Annotated in this window: 9 protein-coding genes and 12 pseudogenes; 7 read left to right on the plus strand and 14 right to left on the minus strand. The window is 59.3% G+C overall.

The window, feature by feature from the left end:
• Positions 1 to 10: 10 nt before the first annotated feature.
• The 4 genes and pseudogenes from B8991_RS17165 to B8991_RS17175 form a co-directional block, all read right to left on the minus strand.
• Positions 11 to 1,036 (minus strand): glycosyltransferase family 2 protein, encoded by a 1,026-nt coding sequence (locus tag B8991_RS17165; RefSeq protein ID WP_084354170.1) that lies wholly within the window; start codon positions 1,034 to 1,036, stop codon positions 11 to 13.
• A complete protein-coding gene (locus B8991_RS17170; protein WP_084354171.1) occupies positions 1,033 to 7,482 on the minus strand; it encodes a type I polyketide synthase in 6,450 nt (2,149 codons plus the stop codon). Before B8991_RS17170 ends, B8991_RS17165 begins: the two co-directional genes overlap by 4 nt.
• 464 nt (positions 7,483 to 7,946) lie before the next feature.
• Positions 7,947 to 8,117, minus strand: a pseudogene (locus B8991_RS22405) (transposase); the annotation flags it as partial.
• Positions 8,118 to 8,155: 38 nt separating this feature from the next.
• Positions 8,156 to 8,309: pseudogene (locus B8991_RS17175) on the minus strand (integrase core domain-containing protein); the annotation flags it as partial.
• A 164-nt stretch (positions 8,310 to 8,473) separates the two neighbouring features.
• On the opposite strand from B8991_RS17175, the pseudogene B8991_RS22410 reads away from it, so the two are divergent.
• Both B8991_RS22410 and B8991_RS17185 read left to right on the plus strand, forming a co-directional pair.
• Positions 8,474 to 8,641, plus strand: a pseudogene (locus B8991_RS22410) (helix-turn-helix domain-containing protein); the annotation flags it as partial.
• A pseudogene (locus B8991_RS17185) lies at positions 8,604 to 8,918 on the plus strand (ATP-binding protein); the annotation flags it as partial. The pseudogenes B8991_RS22410 and B8991_RS17185, both read left to right, overlap by 38 nt.
• Before the next feature lie 147 nt (positions 8,919 to 9,065).
• On the opposite strand, the pseudogene B8991_RS21230 reads toward B8991_RS17185, so the two are convergent.
• From B8991_RS21230 to B8991_RS17230, 10 genes and pseudogenes are all read right to left on the minus strand, one after another.
• A pseudogene (locus B8991_RS21230) lies at positions 9,066 to 9,182 on the minus strand (IS5/IS1182 family transposase); the annotation flags it as partial.
• 83 nt (positions 9,183 to 9,265) lie between these two features.
• Positions 9,266 to 9,640: a GtrA family protein gene (locus B8991_RS17190; RefSeq protein ID WP_084354173.1), complete on the minus strand. Its 375-nt coding sequence runs from the start codon at positions 9,638 to 9,640 to the stop codon at positions 9,266 to 9,268.
• Positions 9,637 to 11,181 carry a glycosyltransferase family 87 protein gene (locus B8991_RS17195; RefSeq protein WP_084354174.1) on the minus strand — a complete coding sequence of 515 codons (1,545 nt, stop codon included), beginning with the start codon at positions 11,179 to 11,181 and terminating at the stop codon, positions 9,637 to 9,639. The genes B8991_RS17190 and B8991_RS17195 overlap by 4 nt, the downstream gene beginning before the upstream one ends.
• The gene (locus tag B8991_RS17200) at positions 11,178 to 12,140 is read right to left on the minus strand and encodes an NAD-dependent epimerase/dehydratase family protein (protein WP_084354175.1); all 963 of its coding nucleotides are present in this window, start codon (positions 12,138 to 12,140) and stop codon (positions 11,178 to 11,180) included. The genes B8991_RS17195 and B8991_RS17200 overlap by 4 nt, the downstream gene beginning before the upstream one ends.
• Positions 12,137 to 13,150 (minus strand): glycosyltransferase, encoded by a 1,014-nt coding sequence (locus B8991_RS17205; RefSeq protein ID WP_084354176.1) that lies wholly within the window; start codon positions 13,148 to 13,150, stop codon positions 12,137 to 12,139. Before B8991_RS17205 ends, B8991_RS17200 begins: the two co-directional genes overlap by 4 nt.
• Before the next feature lie 328 nt (positions 13,151 to 13,478).
• On the minus strand, positions 13,479 to 14,438 hold the full coding sequence (locus B8991_RS17210; RefSeq protein WP_084354178.1) for an IS110 family RNA-guided transposase: 960 nt from the start codon (positions 14,436 to 14,438) through the stop codon (positions 13,479 to 13,481).
• 240 nt (positions 14,439 to 14,678) lie between these two features.
• A pseudogene (locus B8991_RS17215) lies at positions 14,679 to 14,912 on the minus strand (IS3 family transposase); the annotation flags it as partial.
• Positions 14,913 to 14,937: 25 nt separating this feature from the next.
• A pseudogene (gene tnpC / locus B8991_RS17220) lies at positions 14,938 to 15,540 on the minus strand (IS66 family transposase); the annotation flags it as partial.
• A 171-nt stretch (positions 15,541 to 15,711) separates the two neighbouring features.
• A pseudogene (locus B8991_RS17225) lies at positions 15,712 to 15,885 on the minus strand (transposase); the annotation flags it as partial.
• 39 nt (positions 15,886 to 15,924) lie between these two features.
• Positions 15,925 to 16,840, minus strand: a pseudogene (locus B8991_RS17230) (transposase).
• Between the two features lie 246 nt (positions 16,841 to 17,086).
• Between B8991_RS17230 and B8991_RS17235 the strand changes: the two are divergent.
• The 5 genes and pseudogenes from B8991_RS17235 to B8991_RS17255 form a co-directional block, all read left to right on the plus strand.
• On the plus strand, positions 17,087 to 17,926 hold the full coding sequence (locus B8991_RS17235; protein WP_084354177.1) for a 2OG-Fe(II) oxygenase: 840 nt from the start codon (positions 17,087 to 17,089) through the stop codon (positions 17,924 to 17,926).
• A gap of 267 nt (positions 17,927 to 18,193) precedes the next feature.
• A pseudogene (locus B8991_RS17240) lies at positions 18,194 to 18,526 on the plus strand (transposase); the annotation flags it as partial.
• A 113-nt stretch (positions 18,527 to 18,639) separates the two neighbouring features.
• Positions 18,640 to 18,966: pseudogene (locus B8991_RS17245) on the plus strand (transposase); the annotation flags it as partial.
• 102 nt (positions 18,967 to 19,068) lie between these two features.
• Positions 19,069 to 20,168, plus strand: a protein-coding gene (locus tag B8991_RS17250; RefSeq protein WP_143514655.1) for an IS3 family transposase whose coding sequence is annotated in 2 segments (ribosomal slippage) — positions 19,069 to 19,318 and positions 19,318 to 20,168 — 1,101 coding nt in all. Because the reading frame shifts where the segments join, the coding sequence is not laid out codon by codon here.
• 70 nt (positions 20,169 to 20,238) lie between these two features.
• Positions 20,239 to 20,609, plus strand: a pseudogene (locus B8991_RS17255) (IS5/IS1182 family transposase); the annotation flags it as partial.

Here is a 20,609-nt window from a genome sequence, read left to right on the forward strand (position 1 = left end):
CTTTTGAGAGTCAGGACTGGGAAATGGTATCGCGGCTTTCCTGCACTTGGGACGCGGCGGGCCGCCGCATGAGGGCCCGCATATCGTGAACGACCATCGTGGTCAGGAAGCCGGGCGTCACTTTGCGTTCGCGACGGGTGACAAGGCAGCGCAAATAATGCAGCCCACCGCCCAGAAGATGCATCGCGGTGGCACTGGCGGCATAGGCGCGGCCGTAATTCTTGGAAAAATAATGCCAGCGGCTGTCATACCAGTAAGAAGGCATGCGTCTCCACTCTTTCATCCCGGTGGAAACCGATCCGATATGGGTCACCTTGCTGGCGGGAAGGTAATCGGTCCTGTATCCGGCGCGTGCCGCGCGCAGGCAGAGGTCGGTTTCCTCGAAATAGAGAAAAAAGGTTTCGTCGAAGAGACCGATTTCATCCAGCACGCTTTGACGCATCATCATGCTCGCGCCGGCCAACCAGTCCACAGTCTGCGTCTGGGTCGGCGTCTTCACCGGCACCCGGTAATTTTTCAGAAACCGACTGACCGGGCCAAAGCGGACCGACCCCTCGAATTCGCTGGCGATCGAGGGAAAGCGAAAGCTCGTCAGATGGGTGTCGCCCTCGGGGCCGTGGATGTAGCTGCCGGCAAAGCCTGCCTTTGGCGTGGCCTCCAGGTGGTTTAGCAGAACGCGGATCGCGTCCGGGGCAGGGAAGGCATCGGAGTTCAGCACATAGACGTAATCAGGGGAGGATCCGTCCGGCAGCCCTGCGCGAATGCCGACGTTATTGCCGGCCCCGAAACCGCCATTGAGACCCGCCTGGATCACCCGGACCCGGGCACCAGCATCCCAGCCCTCGCTGGCGACATGCGCCGAGATCGTCTCGAACGAGCCGTCCTGGCTGTCATTGTCGACGATGATGATCCCGCCGGCGATGCCCTCCATCGCGATGCGCGCTGCGGCGACGGATTTCAGGGTCATTTCGGCGGTCTTGTAGTTCAGCACGATGGTCAGAACCGTCGGCGCTGAAGGGGCGGCAGGCGTCGTCATTCGGCGGCTTCCTTGTAATGCGGCGCTGCCCCCGGTCGGGCGGTTGCCTCGGCCCGTTCCAGAACGCGTTTGATCCGGTTTGCCAGAACCCGCACATTCGGTTCCAGCACCATGGAATCGTGATCGCCCGGCACTTCGAAAATCTCGATGTCAGGGACGTAGCGCGTCCAGTCATTATCGGGGAACATGTAATGCTTGTGCTTGTCCACAAGCCGCCCCGGTGCCACTTCCCAGCGGGCCAGAAGCGGCGGACGGAAAAGCGTGAGCGGCGCGTCCGAAGACGTGACCTCGTAGCTGCCCACGCTTTGCAGGAAGGCAGCCTCGATCGCGGCGTCGTGGAATTGCGGACCCGTGTTGTCTTCCTCATCCGCCTCGCCGCGGCGCTTTTTCAGCTCCCACGCGATGCGGTTCTTCGCCCAGGTAGTGATATAGCCCAGCCCTTCCTCGCGGAAATTGAGCCAGTTGATCATGATCCGGTCCCGACGCGTCAGAGGCGGGCGCACCGGCAGCGGGGTATCCAGCAGCACGATGGCGGCCACCTCCTCGCCCGCGTCCCGAAGCTGGCGCGCAATCTCGTAGGCGGTGATCCCGCCGCCAGAGAACCCGCCGACCATATAGGGGCCCTTGGGCTGGACCTGCCGCATCTCGGCGATATAGTCGCGCGCGGCCTCGGGAATGTTCCGGTGCGGGTCTTCATCGCCGTAAAGCCCGCGCGCCTGTAGCCCGTAGAAAGGCCGGTCCGTGCCCAGAAGATGCGCCAGATGCCGCAGGTTGAGAACATTTCCGAACATGCCCGCCACCAGGAAGAAGGGCGTGCGCGGCCCCCCTTCGCCGGAATGCATCGGCACCAGATGGGTGAACCGGCGTTCGGGCGTTGCGGTCTCCGCGGCAGAAGTAGCGCCCTCCTGCCCGGACTCCGCGACGACACCGCGTTCGGCGATCAGGGCTGCGACCTTGCGGATCGTGGGGGCCTCGAACAGGACCGAAATCGGGAATTCCACGTTCCATATCTTGCGGATCTGCGCAAACAGCCGCACCGCGATCAGGGAATGCCCGCCAAGATCGAAGAAACTGTCCTCTGCCCCGATCTGCTCGACACCCAGAAGCTCGCGCCAGAAACCGGCAAGCGTGGTCTCGATTGCGCCTTCGGGTTCGACATAATCACTGTCGAGATCCGGGCGCTCGAAGGTCTGGCCACCGCCGCCGGTCTGTTCGGTCACGCCTGTCTGCGCGATAAGGTCGGGCAGGTTCAGTGAACTGACGATGACCTGCGGCGCGTCAAGCGCCAATGCGCGCAGGAACAGATCGCCCCCCTCTTCGGCGCGTATGCCCTGAGAAAGATTGTGGCGCAGCCGTTCCTCGGCAGGCGAAAGCGGGCGTGGCGCCTCTGACGTTGTGGCGGCCCCGGCCTGTGCGGCCTCGGGCGCGGTGGCAAACCCTGCGCTGCTTTCCATGCGGCGGATCGAAAAGCCGGCGATCTCGACGCAGACCTCGCCTTCGGGGGTGGCGAGGGTGATGTCGAAACTGGCGATCTCGCCATCTGCGCGGTTTTCGTCCGCGTTGCGCACCCAGCTCAGTACCCGAGGGGGCAGATCGCGGTAGACCCGTACCGATCGATAGGACACCGGCACCCAAAGATGGGAGGGGGTATAGCCTTCGATCAACTCCATCGCCCAGCCGGTGGCCAGATCCATCAGCCCCGGATGCAGCCGGTAGCCTGCTTCCGGGTCAGCCTGGGCCGCCTCTGGCAAGGCCAGTTCGGCAAGCCCTTCGCCTGTCCCCAGCGCTGTTGATTGCAGCACCCGCCAGCGCGGGCCGAATTTCAGATGCGCCTCTTGTGCGCCGCGGATCCATCCCCCCGGAGTCGCCTGTTTGGGGGCGCCGCAGCGCGCCGCAATGGCGGCGGGATCAATCGGTGCGGGTGCTGCCATGGGCAGAAGCGACAGGCTGGCCTGTGCGTTCATCTCGCGCGCGCCTTCCGGGCCGCTTTCGATCACCATGTCATAGCCGGTGCGGCTGCGCGGCAGGCGCAGATGCACCTCGCGCGTTTCGGCATCGCTCACCGCAAGCGGGCGCAGGAAATAGAGATCGCGAATCTCGAAGGCCGCAGTTTCCCCTTGCGCCGCGAGCGCCTCGGCGGCCAGTTCCAGATAGCCCGTCCCCGGCAAAAGCGCATCTCCTGCCCCGGTGCGGTGGTCCCCCAGCACCCAGCGATCGGCCACGCTATACTGTGCAGTGAACAGCCGGTTGCCATCCGCGTCGAAGGTCTTGTCATCCAGAAGGGGCACTTCGGCGGGCAGCACAGGCGCTGCGTCGCGCGCACCGGTGCGGGTGGCCATGGCGTCGGCGGCCATGCCGGTATCGGACCAGATGCCCCAGCCCGTGGCCAGGACCTTTGTCTTGCCGCCCGCGCGGGATTTCGCATAGGCGTTGAGATATTCGTTGGCCGCCACGTAATCCACCTGTCCCGCAGGTGCTGTGGCGGTGGAGCTGGAGGAGAACAGCACCAGCCAGTCGAGCGTGCCGTCGGGGAAGACCTCTTCGAGCACCTTGGTGCCATGCAGCTTGGGGGCGAACACATCCTCGATCTCGGTCATGCTCTTGGTCTGGATCAAACCGTCCTCAATCACGCCCGCGGCATGGATGACCCCGTTCACCGGGCCAAGGCGGGTTTCGACCTCGGTGCGCAGCTCGCGCATGTCCTCGACATTGCTCACGTCGCCTGCAAGGCACAACACCTCGCCGCCTGCGGCCTCAAGCGCGCGCACGGTCGAAATCCGGCGTTCCAGCGGTTCGCCCGGTGCTGTATTCTCCAGCAATTGGTCCCAGTCGGTGCGGTCAGGCAGGCCCGAGCGCGAGACCAGCACGATGCGCGCGCCCACCTCGTCGATCAGGCGCCGGGCCAGCGTCAGTCCGATGCCGCCAAATCCACCGGTGATCAGGTAGATCCCGCGGTCTTTCAGCATCGGTTGCGCGGCCTCGGGGGCGGGCAGGGGCTGCGCCCGATAGCTCATTTCAAATCGTTTCGGACCACGCAGCGCCGCGGTAAGGGCCGCAGGTGGCGCAAGGATCTCTTCCAGCACCGGCGTGACAAAGCCGGACAGATCCACCTTTGCCCGCGCGCCGCGCCCCTTGGCCTGCGGCAGATCAAGGTCCAGCGTGGAAACGGTGACATTGGGGAATTCGCGCCCGATGACACGGGCCGGACCGACCAGGGTCGCCTTTTCGGGATAGGGCAGCGCCTCGTCCGTCACCTGCGCCGCGCCCGAGCTTAGCACCGTCAGGTGCATCGGATGGCTCAGCCCTTCGTCGCCCATGGCCTGCATCAGGAAGAGCAGACTGAAGAACCCCTGTTCCAGATTGCGGTGAAAGAAGCTTGATCCGGGGCGGAAGCTTTCGCGCGAGGTGGCCAGCCAGCCATGCAGGATGCGGGTGGGAAGGATCTCGCGTGCGACCAGATCGGCGATCAACGCATCATAGCTGTCGCGGCCGCGTTCGGGCGACAGGATATAGCCGGTCTCGCCGTCGCGGGCGAAGGTGTCGCCCGAGCGCACGGTCAGCACCGTGTGGCCCGCGTCCCGAAGTCGCGTGGCAACCTGATCGGTCAGCCCCGCTTCGTCGGCGAAGACCAACCAGGTTTCCGGCGTGATTGCGGAAAGATCGCCCGTCACATCGATATCACAAGCGGCATAGGAGGGACGCCACGCCGGACGCCAGCCCCAGTGATCGGGATCCTCGTCGCGCATCAGCCACTGGCTGGTGGTGTCGGTCTGCGTCTTGGTCGCCGGTTCGATGAAATAAGCGCTTTTCTGGAACGCATAGGTTGGCAGCGGCACCCGCAGACGCCGGGCCTCGCCCCAGTATTGCGACCAGTCAAAATCACCGCCAAGCGCCCAGACCCGGCCCAGCATGGCCAGGAAATAGGCGTCATCGGCGGTATTGTCGTCGGGATGGCGCAGCGAGCCGATGACCTGGTTGGCGTCCACATCCGAGTGCTGGCCCGCCAGTGAGGACATCGCTTTGCCCGGTCCCACCTCGATGAAGATGCGGTTCTTGTCGGCCAGCGTGCCGATGCAATCGGCAAAATGCACGGTGCCGCGCAGATGGCTGACCCAATATTCGGGATCGACCGCCTGTTCGGGCGTGATCATCTGCCCGCTGCGGTTGGAGGTGAAGGGGATTTGCGGCGCGTTTAGCGGGATCTGTCGCAGGTAATCGCCGAATTCCTTCAGGATCGGTTCCAGCATCCGCGAATGTGCGGCAATGTCGATCTGGATGCGCTGGCAGTCGATGTCGCGCGTGTTCAGCTCTGCCTCGAGCCGGTCAAGCGCCGCCTGCGGCCCGGTGGCCACGGACAGACCCGGCGCGTTGACAGCCCCCAGATCCAGATCCTCGCCCAAAAGCGGGGTCAGTTCCTCGGCCGAAAGTGCCACGGACAGCATGCCGCCGGCAGGCACCGTGTCGAACAGCCGTCCGCGCAGATGCACCAGCCCGATGCAATCCTCAAAGGACATCACGCCCGCCACGCAGGCGGCGGTATTCTCGCCCATGGAGTGACCAACCAGGGCTGTGGGCTGCACCCCCCAGCTCATCCAGAGCTGCGCCAGCGCGTATTCGCAGATCATGATCAGCGGCAGTTGTACCGAAGGTTTCTGCAGTCGCGCATTGGCCGCGTTTTCCGTGCCTTTCTCGGGCAGCCAGAGCGCGCGAATGTCGTAATCAAGTTGGGGCGCGAGAATTTCCAGCCCCCGGTCCACCCATTCGGCGAAGACCGGCTCGGTTTCATACAGGTCGCGCGCCATGCCGGCATATTGCGCCCCGCCGCCGGGGAACATGAACACCGTATCGGGCCGGTCGAGCGCCACATGGGAGAAAACCCGGCGAGGATCGTTCTCTTCCAGCAGCGCAGCAGCCTCTTCAGGGGTTTCCGCCACGGCCACGCGTCTGCGTTCAAACGCATGGCGGCCTTCCTTCAGGGTCCAGGTCACATCGGACAGGTCCTGATCGGGATGCGCGCGCAGATGTGCGGCAAGATTGGCGGCGTTGCCTTCCAGCGCAGCCTTGGACCGTGCCGACACCGTCAAAAGCTGGAACGGCCAGTCAGAGGGTTCGGAAGCCGCGCGTTCGGGGGCTTCCTCCAGGACCGCATGGGCATTGGTGCCGCCCACGCCCAGCGAGTTGATGCCGGCACGGCGCGGGCCCTTGTGGCTTGTCCAGTCCGACAGCCGGTCGTTCACGCGGAAGGGGGAGTGTTCGAAATCGATGGCGGGATTGGGGGCCTCGTAGCCCAGCGAAGGCGGGATCTGCCGGTGATGCAGCGCCAGCGAGGTCTTGATGAGGCTGGCCACGCCCGCCGCGGTATCCAAATGCCCGATATTGGTCTTGACCGAACCCAGCTTGCAAAAGCCGGTCTCCTCGGTGGTCTCGGAAAAGGCCTGAGTCAGGGCGGCAACCTCGATCGGGTCGCCCAGGTAGGTGCCGGTGCCGTGGCATTCCACGTAATCGATCGTGTCGGCGCTTACATCCGCCATTTGCAGCGCTTCTGCTATGGCGCCTGCCTGGCCGTCGACGGATGGGGCAAGATAGCCCGCCTTGGCCGCCCCGTCATTGTTGATCGCCGTGCCCTTGATGACCGCCCAGATGTGATCGCCGTCGCGGATCGCATCCTCCAGCCTGCGCAGCACCACCGCCCCCGCGCCAGAGCCGAAAACCGTGCCTTGCGCGCGGTGGTCAAAGGCGTGACAATGCCCGTCGGGCGACAGCACTTCGCCCTCCTTGTAGAGATAGCCACGGTTCTGGGGCAGCTCGATCGTCACCCCGCCGGCGATGGCGGTGTCACACTCGCCGGTCATGAGCGCCTGGCAGGCGTAATGGGTTGCGACCAGTGAGGTCGAGCAGGCCGTCTGCACGTTCACGCTGGGCCCGGTCATGTCGAAGATATGGCTGACCCGGGTGGCAAGAAAATCCTTGTCATTGCCGGTATGGCGCAGCAGGAACATGCCCACATCATCGACAAGATCGCGGTTCGAGCAGATGTTGAAATAGAAATAGCTGCCCATGCCGCAGCCGGCATAGACCCCGATCGGGCCAGCGGCTTTCTTCGGCGGATGGCCGGCGTTTTCCAGCGCCTCCCAGGCAACCTCCAGAAACTGGCGGTGCTGCGGATCCATGATTGCGGCTTCCTTGGGCGACATGCCGAAGAACTCGGCATCGAATGTCTCGAACCTGTCGAGCGGTGCGGCTGCAGGCACGTAGTCGGGCCGTTCCAGAAGATGCGGCTGCTCGCCTGCGGCAAGCAACTCCTCGCGGCTGTAGTGGCGGATGGATTCAATGCCGTCGCGAAGATTGGTCCAGTAAGCTTCAGGCCCATCCGCGCCCGGCAGGTGCGCGGCCAATCCTATGATCGCAATATCCGTTCCCGGCGAAGATGGAAAATGGGTGTTCATAAAAGATACCTGTATCCTAGGCCGCTAAACATCACATTCGATTAGCATATAATGCGATGTGCCAGAAGTGCCTGCCCATATTGCGGCATGGTTACTGCTACGGACGTGCTCAGTCGCTAAATTTTCATCCTGCCGAAACCAGGTCTAGAGTTGCGAAAGATAAACTAACTTCAACTTTAAGTTGTTTTGAGGCGGCGGGCTTTACGTCGATCCTCTCGTCTTTTCTATTGTCTTGCCCGTTGACAAAGATTTATCCAGCCGAACCGCACTTTCAATGATTTAGGCCTCGTTCGTGGAGTGAAGGTTTCAGTTTTGGAGAAGAAAACGTTGGCATCTCCGAACCATACTAACGCCATAAATCAATTACCCCGGCGTGACTCTGTTGTACAAACCGGCTGATGTTCGAGGCTCCCTTTTCCCAGACGATGGTGTTCCTTTGTTCTCCCACCATGGCTTGGCCGCTTTTAAAGGGCGGTGATCATCGCCGGGTTCATGGGCGTAGTGTCGCAAATGGCGACGGCGGTTTCTAGTGTCATTTAGCACCGTGTGATCGTCCACTCGTCGTTCTGTTCCAGCATGAGGGTGCCGACCAGACGGGTGACGGCGGCCTCGTTTGGAAAAATCCTCACGACCTCGGGTAATCCCCCATTTTAATGGGGACCAGCCGTAGAATTCATGCGGCTGTTTTCAGTTTCATCGCGGGTGTCATTCCGCCGATGCCCATATTGGGTCGCTCGTTGTTGTAAGTCCAGAGCCATTCAGTTGCCTGGTCTTGCGCCTCCTCAATCGTTTCAAAGATTGTATTGCCCCAGCCATTTGCCGCGAACGTAAACATCCGGTGACGACCGTAGCGAGGTCAGAGCGCGCTTTCACTGAGAACGGCGGTGCGAAAGTCGGCCACGGTAGCGGCGGGATGAGCCTGCTGCGGGCGGCGTAAAAGTCGTCCACCTTTACCCTTTCTGGCGACAGGGAGGGCGGGAGGATTTTCACCGTGGATTTGTATCGGAAAGTTCGGCTGGCCTGTGCTGAGGGCATGAGCCAGCGAGAAGCGGCGCGGCATTTCAACATCTCGCGCGACAGCGTAGCCAAGATGATGGCGTTCTCGGTTCCGCCTGGATATCGACGAACGTCGCCTGCTGCGGCTGCAAAAGCAGTTGGCCAGCGTCAAGCTGCTCATCATTGACGAGCTGGGCTTCGTGCCGCTCCCCAAGGCCGGTGCGGAGCTCTTGTTCGAGCTGATCTCGCAGCGCTATGAGCGCGGCGCCACGCTGATCACCAGCAACCTGCCGTTCGACGAATGGACCAAAACCTTCGGCACCGAACGGCTGACCGGCGCTCTCCTCGACCGCCTGACCCATCACGTCAGCATTCTCGAAATGAACGGTGAGAGTTACAGGCTTGCCCAAAGCCGCGCCCGGAAAGAAGCCGACACCTGATCATCCGTCACAGAATTGGCCCTGCGGGCCAATGCGCCATGGCACGCGCCAGCTATCTGGAGAGCGCGCGCGCCATGGCGCTTGGCACCCCGCCACTGGCTTGGTTTTACGCCGCCGCGTGGCAGGTTTTTACTCCGCCGTTGACACGGCATCGAGGCTCGCCAGCTCGTCATTGATGATCCGACGGATCAACCGCAGCGGATGACGCTCCTCAAGATCAACATAGCTGAACAGCGACCCGCTCGCCTTGTCCGTCCCGCGCATCGCCACCTCCCGCCGCCACTGCCGTGACGAAGGTGAATCATGTTCTCGAAACCGTGTCGAGGGCCGACTTCTTCAGCAGCCTGTTAACGATATACCCAGTTTCGGGACGCCAGATAGGTGCTTATTGTGACGCAAGCCATGACAATGAGTTGCGCCGGGATCAAGGGTAGGCCCCATTGATCCACGACCACAAACATCGCGCTCGAGTTTGCGATCAAGGCCGTGCCCTGCATCGTAACATAGCGGACCAACTGAGTGCCGGTTAGCCTCTTGGCCTTAAAGGTAAACAGCCCCTGCGCTAAAAAGTTGAACACCATCGCCATGCCATAACACAGCGCAGTCAGCAGGATAGTTGACGAGATGACTGGGCCCAACAGGATCAACAAAACAAAGTAACCGCCGGTCGAGGCGATGCCGATCAGACCAAACCGTAGGGTACGATTAATCTCTTTATTCATCTGGGCGACTGATAGACGACTACGTTGGCATTGGAAAAGACGACCTTGTAGTCTTCCGATAAGGTTTGCTGCAGGCGGGTCAAGATTGACCGGTCGGCCAAGGCCGGATTCAGTTCATCTGGGGGACCGGGCAAGGCTCTGCGCGTCATCACCACGAAGGCCGGGGGAGTCTGCACTAACGCTTGATCTACCTCTGCCATCCATTCGTCATAATGGACGAATCCCGGCTTGATCTGATCGGCGGCTGGCGTGAAGTAGCGATAGGTAGGCAAACGCTGCGCACGGTAAGGCAGATCGTAATGCGTGCCATAAACCGCAACGGTCTGATCTGGCGTACTGCCGTCTTTAATCAGGCTAATGATATCGCGACGTTCCGCTTCGGTCAGACCATAAAGGTCGGTCGGACCGAATTGACCTGCCAATATTCGTACCGCGCCGCTTTTGAGATTTTCAAGCTTTACTGCCGTCCCTGCTAAGACCAGAAAAACAGCGCCTGTTAGCGCGACCGTGACACCCCAGCGCATCAGAGATGTGCGCACGGAACGTCGCCAGTGATCTAACTGGTCGATCCCAATGGTCAAAAGCAGCACCAACACCAGCAAGATGCCCCCCAAGTGATAGCCGAAGCCCTTGTTTTGCACCGCAAAGGACAGCGTGCTCGTGGCCGCGATCCCAAGGACTAGCATTAACGGGTAGCTCAAACGGTCACGCAAGGCCCAGACCACCAGCCCGAACAGGGCCATCAGGGTGATCCAATTCCACGACACCACGAACAAGGTCCACAACGTCACGCGCCAATCCTGCGGGGGCTCACCGATGTAAATCGACGTTGCAAACTGAAAGCTCTGCCGATACCAATCATCTAGGCTCCCAAGCGCTAGCCCCGCGCAGATTGCCGCACCTATCATAAGGGTAAAACCTGCCAGAAACCGCAACGCGCGAGCAGATCGGGAACAGGTGCGCGGGTGTATATCCCGCATGGGCATGCATTCCAGAAACATCAGACCGGCGAGAAAGCTCAGGAAGGTTGGGCGGATTAGAACGGCACAGGCCACACAAACCCCCGCCAGAACCACGCTGCGGCCTTCCTTTGGGGCGTTTTGCATAGCAAGCGCGCAGGCGCAGATCAAGAAACCAGTCGCGATGATGTCGCGCTGTCCGGCCATCCACGACCCGGCTGGGACGTAAAGGGCAGGATAGAGAAATACGAACACCCACGCTGCCAGAGGCCAGTTCGCTCGGTGCAAAAACACGGCCCCGCCAAAGCTGAACCCCAGCATCAGCAGGAAGTCGGTCAGCCGCCATGTCCAGGCATGGACGCCGAACAGGCGAATGCCCGCTTCGTGTAGCCACATAGCACCCGGCCAGTTCATGTCGAAGCTGCCTACATAGAATGGGTGACCTTGGGTAGCAATGTAAGCCATCCAGTCGAATTGCGACTGATCCGGCGATGGCGGGACCGTGGTGTAAAGCAAAGCCAATAGAGCCATCAGTAGCACCCAGAATGCGACCAGCAGGCTCGGTTGGACACGTGACGTCATAGAAATGCTCCTTGGAAACGATCCCGGCAGACTGCCCCTACCGTCAGTGCAATCCCTTCGTGCAAGCCGGTAGGTTTAAAATCGCGCGGCAGGGCGGTGCGCAAAAAGGTATTGTGGCGCGCATTTTCCGGATGTGGGTCGATCTTTATGAACAAGGGTCTGCCCACACAGGCCTTAACCACATTGATCACCTCATAGATGGCGGCAGGTCGTCCTGACGCCAGAAGCGTGGTAGATACAGCGTTGCTTATGGGGTTTGACGCATGATTGCAGACCAAATCAGAAATAAAACGGCCAATATCATCTGCAAAAATGTAGTCGCGCAGCGTATTCATCGCACCCATGATCCTCGCAGTCTTTCCTTGCAGGGCCGTGGCGACAAGGACTGTGAACAAGCCGCGCCGGGCACCCGGAACATATCCATAAACACTGCTAGGGCGTAGGATGTGACGACGGCCTAAAGCATCACTGTTCCGCACGCAGGCTTCCTGTGCCAACTTGCCTTCCCCATAAGGGCGCAAGGGCACAGGTTTGGTATTGGCCCCGCAAGCGGTTTGGCCTTCGAAAAGCCCGCCTGCTGAGCTTGTGTGAATGAAACAGCGTCGGTTGGGCGGGAGAGTGGCACCGATTTTTTGGACAAGATTCATTACGTCCTCAAGGGCTGCCAGCTCGGTCTGCATGCCTGCGGGGTCCGTGCCGAACCCGCTGTGCCCGGCAGCCCATATAGTAGCAAAGACGGCGTCCTCATGCGGGTCGAGCGCGTTGCGTACCGTTTGCGCGATCTGTCGGGCTTGCCCGGAGGTGTCCGAAGACCAGTCCCACTGCATGTGATGGAGGCGTACGCAATCGAGATTGCGCCGCAGCGCATCAATAGCTGTCCGACCAATTAAACCTGTCCCAAAGACCGCAGCTACACCGGGCGCCTGTCGGGCCGTCCGATCCCACTCCAGTAGAATCATGCGACCTCGTCCTGTTGGGCATACCAGTCTTGCAGATTCTGATCGCTGGACCGGTCGATGGTGAAGAATGTTGGACGCCCATGCGCCTTAAGCACGAGGGTGGCAAGGTATTGCAAACACAACCCCAACATCGCTGCCAGCAGCCCCGCCGACATCGTCAGCACGACAAACAGGGACGTCCAACCTTCAACCTCAATGGCTTCCGGAGCGATCAGGCGGACTAGGGTAAAATAAAGACCTGACAGAATGGAAAAGGCAAACAACCCGACCCCGATCCACAGGCCGAAGGTCAAGAACCGCAACTGGCTGGAAAACAGCATTTTTTGCGCATGGTTCACCAAGGTTTTGAAATTGTAGCTGCTCGTGCCGGTCGCGGCAAAGCGTTCGTCGCGCAGGTCCATAGTGATGGCTCTGATACGCTGGGTGAACCAGAATAGCGCGATGTCAAAGTAAGTGTTATGGCTGCACACACTGGCCGTGGCGCGGGCGATATCGCCGCGCATCAGACGAAAGCTGTTGACTAGACGCAGCGTCGGATTGCCAGTCAACCATTCCATCAACCGTTTGAAGCTGCGCGATGACCCATCTCGCCAAGCCTTGCCGTGAACCTCAGCCGAGGCCGGGCGCGCATAAACAACATCCGCCTGCTTCGTAGTCGCATGACGCAACATATTCTCAATTTGGTTGGGTGGATGTTGTAGGTCTTCGTCCAGCGTCACCACCCAGTCGCCCGACGAATGCAGGATACCAGCAATGGTGGCAGCGTGCTGGCCAAAGTTGCGCGACAGCGTTAAATTCAAGATCCAAGGTCGGGTTGCAGCGAAACGCTCCAGAATATCAGCTGATCCATCACGTGCGGCATCGTTAACCATGATAAGCTCGCGTATAGACACGGGTGCGTCTTGCGTTGCCCAAGCGTCCCGTATCTTGTCAATTTCTTCTATTAGACGTTCGAGATAGGCTTCACCAGCGTATACAGGAACAACAATGCTTATACCTACTTGTGCCAACTATTTTTTCCAATTTCATCAATTACATCAAGTGTTTAAACGATAATTAGATAGAAGAAAAAATACATCCTGCCTACCATTATCCACTCGTTTTTCTTAGGCTCAGGGCCATATGATCAGAATATGGCTGTTGTTGCGAGTGCTATTGTCGACAGAAATTCCTTCCGTGCTTTCCTGCATTCTGGAAAACCCTTTTACTGCTTTCAGGGATAGGCCGATTGGGATGTGCCTCAGAGCAAGGCGCATTATCTTCTTCATGACGGAAAGCAGCAAGCCGAACTGTAAAGTGGTCCCAGAAAACCGGACATCGCGCTAGCAACTGTATTTCTCAAAGGGGTTTAACAGTCCAAGTTTGCTGTGTTTTGCAGAGAGCATTGACGATAGTTACCAGCTTGCGTGCGACAGCAGTGATGACAACCTTATGTGGCTTTCCGGCGGCTCGAAGGCGGTCGGCGAAGGTTTTGAGGACTGGATTGTGATGGCTGGCGACGAGCGCGGCCTGGAACATCGCATGTCGCAATAATCGGCGCCCGCCTGCTATGGCGCGCTTGCCGCGCATGGCTCCGCTGTCATGTGCAATCGGAGCTAGTCCCACGAGTGCGGCAGCCTGCTGACCCGAGAGTTGTCCGAGTTCAGGCATCTCGGCGATCAGCATAGTGCTGGCCACGGGACCAATCCCGGGAACGGAACGCAGGATGCCGACTCTCGCAGCGAGTTCTTTATCTGAGGCCATGGTCTGCTCGATCCGCGTTTCCAGCTCTGCGATCTGGTGATCGAGGAGTTCTGTCAACTTGGCGTCCATGGTATCAAACATGTCCGCCGATCCCAATTTTTCATGTGCCTTGATTTGCGGTAGAAGCCGTTTTCGTGTCTCCACAAGTTGTCCGCGCTTTGATGCCAAAGCTCTGAGAAGGCGTATCTTTTCATGTGGGAGGCTGCGCCCTGCATCGGACCGGAAGACCATGAACTGTGCAATGAGCTCTGCGTCAATTCTGTCGGTTTTCGCCCGCGTGCCTCGGCTGGCCGCGAAAGCTTTGATTTGCGCTGGTGGCAATTGCCGCGTCGCAACCCCCTTGGCGTCGAGGGCGGACCACAGACGCCATTCCTGTCCGCCTGTAGCTTCAAAACAAACCAGCGCGCCCAGCTTGAGAGCAAGTTGAGCGACTTGATCGTGGCCTTCGACTTTGTTCGGAAACCGCGCGCGTTTGCCTTCTGGCAGACAGTGAATATCCAACCAGTCGCGGCTGACATCTATGCCAATGATCGCAGCCTGTGTTATCGTTTCCATGTTCTCTTCCTTCTGATCCGTGGTCCAATCTGGCCACATGCAACTGTTCGAGATGATGAAGAGAGACGGTGCTGGCTCGCTTACAAACGTGGTTAATGCCACAAGGCTCAGACGCCATACACCGCCCCGTCAGCGACCTCGGCCAAGGTCGCTGACGGCGGCAACATAGCAAATCAGAGATACAGAAGGGTCAGGACTTCGGTGGTCTTGCCACGCTTGCGTTCCGGTCTCTCAACTCATTTAGGGAGCCTTTCGTTCGAAGGCCAAGGGGCTTTTGCCCCCCAACGATGAATGCCGCCGCCGTGGATTATAGAACCCGTTGATATACTGGAAGATCGCGCCTTCTGCCTGGCGACGTGTATCCCAACGGTTGCGCCAGATCAGCTCAGCCTTGATGGATTTGAGGAACGTCTCAACCATAGAATGGTCGTAACAATTGCCCTTGCCGCTCATTGATACCTTGAAGCCGTACTTGAACAGGCGCCGTTGATACCGCGGCTTATGCTGCTTGACTGCCCATCTCGGTGGCCATCGGCGGCCAATTCCACGGAAGCAATTCATCCAACCGGTTGATTTTGTGATCATGGATACGGTCGAGGATGTCGGCAAGATAGGCTTGCGGATCGAGGCCGTTCAGCTTTGCGGTCTCGATTATCGTCATGGCACGCGCCAAGGTTTCCGCACCGGTGTCGGCCCCCGCGAAGAGCCAATTCTTCCGCCCAATGCCTATGGGCCGTAGGGCGCGCTCGGCTGGATTGTTGTCGATGGCGACACGACCGTCGATCAGGAACAAGCTAAAAGCGTCTCGACGAGACAGACCATAGCGGAATGCCTTGGCCAGATCGCTTTTGCCGGGAATGCGCAGGAGTTGTTGTTCGGACCAAGTAAAAAAGGCCTCGACCTTTGGGCGGCTCAGCTTTTGGCGCGCCGCATGGCGGACGTCAGCGGGCTGGCCGTTGAGATCGCGCTCGATGTCGTAAAGCTTACCGATCCGGTGGAGCGCCTCGCGGGCAATCTCGGATTTTGTCGAGGTCCAAAAATCATGGAGGTCGCGCCGCAGACGGGCCCAACAGGCCGCCTCCCGCAACCGCCGCCCACCATTACCGTGCTCGCTGATCACGCAGACCGCAGTCTTCGCGAGCGATACATCCAATCCAATAAACAGCCTCATCCTGTCGTCCTCCATGGGGGTTCAATACGGGAATGGCGACAGCACGGCGCTGATCTGGCAAGTGGCAACGGCGATGCGAAACACAGGCCCCGTTACGGCATCTCACAACCAGAATAAGACGGTGGCAGCGAGAGCGACGGCTGACAGGAAGACTTTCGGGCATCGGTCGTAGCGGATCGCGACACGTCGCCAATCCTTCCGGCGACCGAACATGATCTCGATCCTGTTGCGTTGCTTGTAACGCCGCTTGTCGTATTTGATCGACTTGCTGCGCGACTCATGCCTGAGGCATGATGGCCCCTTTCCCCGTCGGGGTCATGCCACGCGAACGATCTCGGCGGTGCCGAGTGCATTGAAGCGATTGATGAGGGCGATGCGGATCTGGATTTCAGCGGTCTGGCGATCGGGGTCTCTTGCGGCGATGCGTTCACCGAAGGCTTTCAGGCACCGCATCCACTGGTCGGCAGTGCATTGCGCAGCAATGTCACGAGAGGCTTCGCCTCGATCCGGCTTCGGGCGTGGTATCCGGTCCAGCGCTTCCAGAATGCCCTGCCGTAGTGCCGGGTAGCACGCAGGGTTTCGTTTCGGACGATTGCAGCTTGGCAGTCCGCTTTCCACGGGCGCCCGTTCTTGCGGATCGGTATGATCGGATTGGCCTGGCGGTCAAGAATGGCGGTGTAGCAACGGCGCGTGTCATAGGCGCCGTCCATTGCCCGGCAAGGACGCAGGACGCGGTTTGTCTGCAAACCATGAGAGGGCGCCGTCCCCCAGAAACTTGATCCCGGTGCTGTCTGTCACCCGGCAGGGCATCACGCGGTGATGTCCCGAGAGGGCACGAGCAGGTTCAACGGCCCATGGGCGCGTCGGTAGGGGATCTGAACCGCCAGTGTTTTCTGCCGTCGGCACAGGGTCATATAGTCCGGCACTGCCCAGTCAAGACCCGCCATGCTTCAGCATGCTCGCCACCATTCCTGTCGTCTGCCGGAGCGGCAACTTGAACAGACCCTTAATGGTCAGACAGAACTGGATCGCTGCATCCGAGAACAGCGCAGGACGACCGGGGCTGCCGTCATGCGGCGCGAGCCAGGTCATGTCCTTGTCCAACCACCCTCTCACACATGCAAGCATGTGCTGCCGGGCAGTGGATCAGCAGCGACCCGCGCTCGCGGAGCGCTGCTGTGTAGCTGGACCAGTTCGTAGTGCGGTAGCGGGCGGGTGATGGCTTGCTCATGTGGCCCATCTAACCGCGCGGATTCACGATGTGAACCCTCGATGGTCAGAGTTGTGCAACAACGCCGATTGGCATCGCGAAAAACCGGAACTGTTCAAGAAAGAGCCGTATAATCACACGGGATGTGACACTGGGTTTGCCAAGTTAGCCACGAGGGTCGATTTTCTATGTAGTCGTAGCTAAACAATACCAATACTGAATTTGTCCGCCTACCGATTCGCAACCATGTAACATCAAGAGTAAGATATGACAGAAATTGCTTTTCCATTCGACCCCGAAACCCTGATTATACCCACAGCCACTGCGAAAGAAATAGGCGGGCGGCATGCCGATACGTACCAGTCGGGCGAGCCCTACGATCATATCTGTATCGACAATTTCCTGCCGATGGACGTGATCAAGAAGGTCCGCGCGGATCTCGACAGCCTACCCGAGGCGGAACGCGGTTTCGACGCCGCCGAAGAAAAGCTCAAATCGCAATACAATCCCGACCGGCTACCCGACTACTCGCGCCATCTCTTTCAGGCCTTCAACTCACGGCCCTTCCTCCTGTTTCTGGAACAGATGACGGGAATTAAGCATTTGATCCCCGACCCGTATTATCTAGGCGCGGGCATCCACGAAACTCTCAACGGCGGCTATCTGAATATTCATGCCGATTTCAACCTGCACACACACATGAGGCTCGAAAGACGGCTGAACGTACTCATCTATCTCAATCCGGTCTGGAAAGAGGAGTGGGGTGGCTCTTTCGAGATCTGGGACAAGCAAATGACCAGGAAGATGGCGGGCTTTGCGCCGACCGAGAACAGGATGGTCTGTTTCTCAACTGGGTCGGACACGTTCCATGGTAATCCTGAACCGGTCAATCACCCTGAAGGGTTACCCCGCCAGTCGATCGCGCTATATTACTACACAGCGACTTGGGACGAGACACGGGTGTCGCACAGCACAATCTTCAAGCCACGCCCCGGTACAGCAGACGCGTCCGATGCGCGGGATCGGCGTCGGCGTCTGCTTCAGGATATTCTGCCCCCCGTGGTTCATCGTCGCGTAGCACACAGGCTGAAACGTATTGGATTCTGATCGGCCCCCACCAGAGGCTCCGGAAAACCCGTGACATGAAAACGAAGAAACCTCCTGCCGGGGGCGGGTATATCATTGTCTGACGTCAGCGCTTTTGGGACAGATTTGAGGATTTGAACGTCGGAGGATTTCTGGTTCATCTTACGGAGTTCGTCCTGAAAAAGTCGCAAGCGTCTGAATTTGTTCGGTGATCCCGGCAAAACTGTAGCAGGAAATTGCAGGGTTTCGTATGATGGGTGCGGAAACCTTGCAAATTCCGGAGCCGCGATGAAGCCTCATCCCCGCATTGAAGAGCAGGACGATCTCCTGCGTCCCCGTCTGACCGACATGATCGATCTTCAGCACGAATTGGCGAAACTGGAAAAGCTGATCGACTGGGAGTTCTTCGAGACGGAATGGGCCGGTTTCTTTCCCTCCACGACAGGGCGGCCCGCCACATCGCCGCGCTTGGTCGCGGGTCTGCTGTATCTCCAACACGCCTATCGTCTGTCCGACGAAGCTGTCGTCGCCCGATGGGTTGAAAACCCGTACTACCAGCACTTCACCGGCGAGACATTCTTCCAGCACCGCCCGCCGATCGATCCGTCCTCGCTAGTTCAGCCTGAACAAGTCAGAAGCCACTGATTTTATTTATCGATCCCGCCAAAACTGTAGCGTGAAATTGCAGGGTTTCGTATACTGGGTTTCGAAAGCTTGCAAATTCCGGAGCCGTGATGAAGCCTCATCCCCGCGCTGAAGAGCAGGATGATCTCCTGCGTCCCCGCCTGACCGACATGATCGATCTGCGCCACGAATTGGCGAAGCTGGAAAAGCTGATCGACTGGGAGTTCTTCGAGACGGAATGGGCCGGTTTCTTTCCCTCCACGACAGGGCGGCCAGCCACATCGCCGCGCCTCGTCGCGGGGCTGCTGTATCTCCAGCACGCTTACCGGCTGTCCGACGAGGCTGTGGTCGCCCGTTGGGTTGAGAACCCGTATTACCAGCATTTCACAGGTGAGGTTTTCTTTCAGCATCGCCCGCCGATCGATCCGTCGTCGCTGACCCCCTCTCAGCGAATGTAAACATTCGCCTGCCGGGTGACCTGAGACCTTAAACCTCCTCCCCTTTTGAGTAGGATCTGTCCCAAGCATTGGAGACGGAATATGAAGAAGTCACGGTTTTCAGAAGAGCAGATCATCGGGATGATCAAAGAGCAGGAGGGCGGAGTCCCAACGGCTGAGGTGTGCCGCAAGCATGGCATCAGCACGGCGTCGTTCTACAAATACAAATCGAAGTTCGGCGGGATGGACGTGTCGGATGCCCGCAAGCTGAAGGCGCTTGAGGATGAGAACGCCAAGCTTAAGAAGTTGTTGGCAGAACAGATGCTGGATAACGCCATGCTGAAGGATGTGAATTCAAAAAAATGGTAACGCCCGCGGCAAAGCGGAAAGCGGTGGTTCATCTGTGTGATCAGCACGGGGTGAGCCAGCGGCGGGCGTGCGATGTGTTGGAGATTGACAGGTCGAGCGTGCGGTATCGCAGCATCCGGCCAGACGATGCCGAACTGCGCAAAGCCATGAAGGATGTGGCTGCTGAACGTCGGCGCTTCGGCTATCGGCGCATTCACATCATGCTGGAGCGTCAAGGCATCTACATGAACCAGAAGAAGCTGCGGCGTTTGTATCGCGAAGAAGGGCTCCAGGTGCGTAAGCGTGGTGGCCGGAAACGCGCCCTGGGCACGCGCCGCCCGATGATCGTGCCAGAGACCATCAATGAGCGTTGGAGCCTGGATTTCGTTTCGGACGCGTTCACAGATGGACGCAGGTTTCGCGTTCTGGCGGTGGTAGATGATTTCAGCCGTGAATGTCTGTCTCTTGTTCCGGATACATCGCTGTCGGGCGCGCGGCTGACGCGTGAATTGGACGCAATCATTCAGGTGCGCGGAATGCCGAAGACAATTGTCAGCGACAACGGGACCGAAATGACCAGTTCAGCGGTTCTGAAATGGTGCCAGAAAACAAAGATCGACTGGCATTACATCGCTCCAGGAAAGCCAACACAGAACGCTTTCATCGAGAGTTTCAACGGCAGTTTCCGCGATGAGTGCCTGAACGAGACGCTGTTCTCGTCCCTCGCGGACGCCAGATCAAAGATCACAAAATGGAAGGAGGATTACAACCGAAACCGGCCGCATTCGTCGCTGGAAAATCTCACGCCGAACGAGTTCGCAGACAAAATGACGTTGCAAAAGCAGGCCGCATGAGGCCAGAAAACAAAACCCGGATTCTCCCAAAGGCTGGAGGAGAGATGGGTCTCAGGTCACGGGCAATGGCTGGCGCAAACGGATCGGAGAGGAAGGGGCCGAGTGGCTACTCACCAAGACGATCGAGGCTGGGCGCACATCCGGTGCCGTTGATGATGGCAGCCTGTCGCGCGTCGCGGTGGACACGACGGTGATGGAGAAGAACATTGCCCACCCGACCGATGCATGCCTGTATGAGAAAGCCCGTCGTCAGCTTGTCGCCCTGGCAGACGAAGGCGGGATCACGCTGCGGCAGAACTACAACCGTCTGGCACCGCGCCTGGCGCTGCAGGCCGGTCGCTACGCCCATGCGCGCCAGTTCAAGCGCATGCGCAAGGCCCTGAAACAACTGAAGGGTTACACCGGTCGCGTCCTGCGCGACCTTCGCCGTCAACTGGATGA

It is taken from the genome of Primorskyibacter flagellatus, from assembly GCF_900176485.1.
Taxonomy (GTDB): domain Bacteria; phylum Pseudomonadota; class Alphaproteobacteria; order Rhodobacterales; family Rhodobacteraceae; genus Primorskyibacter; species Primorskyibacter flagellatus.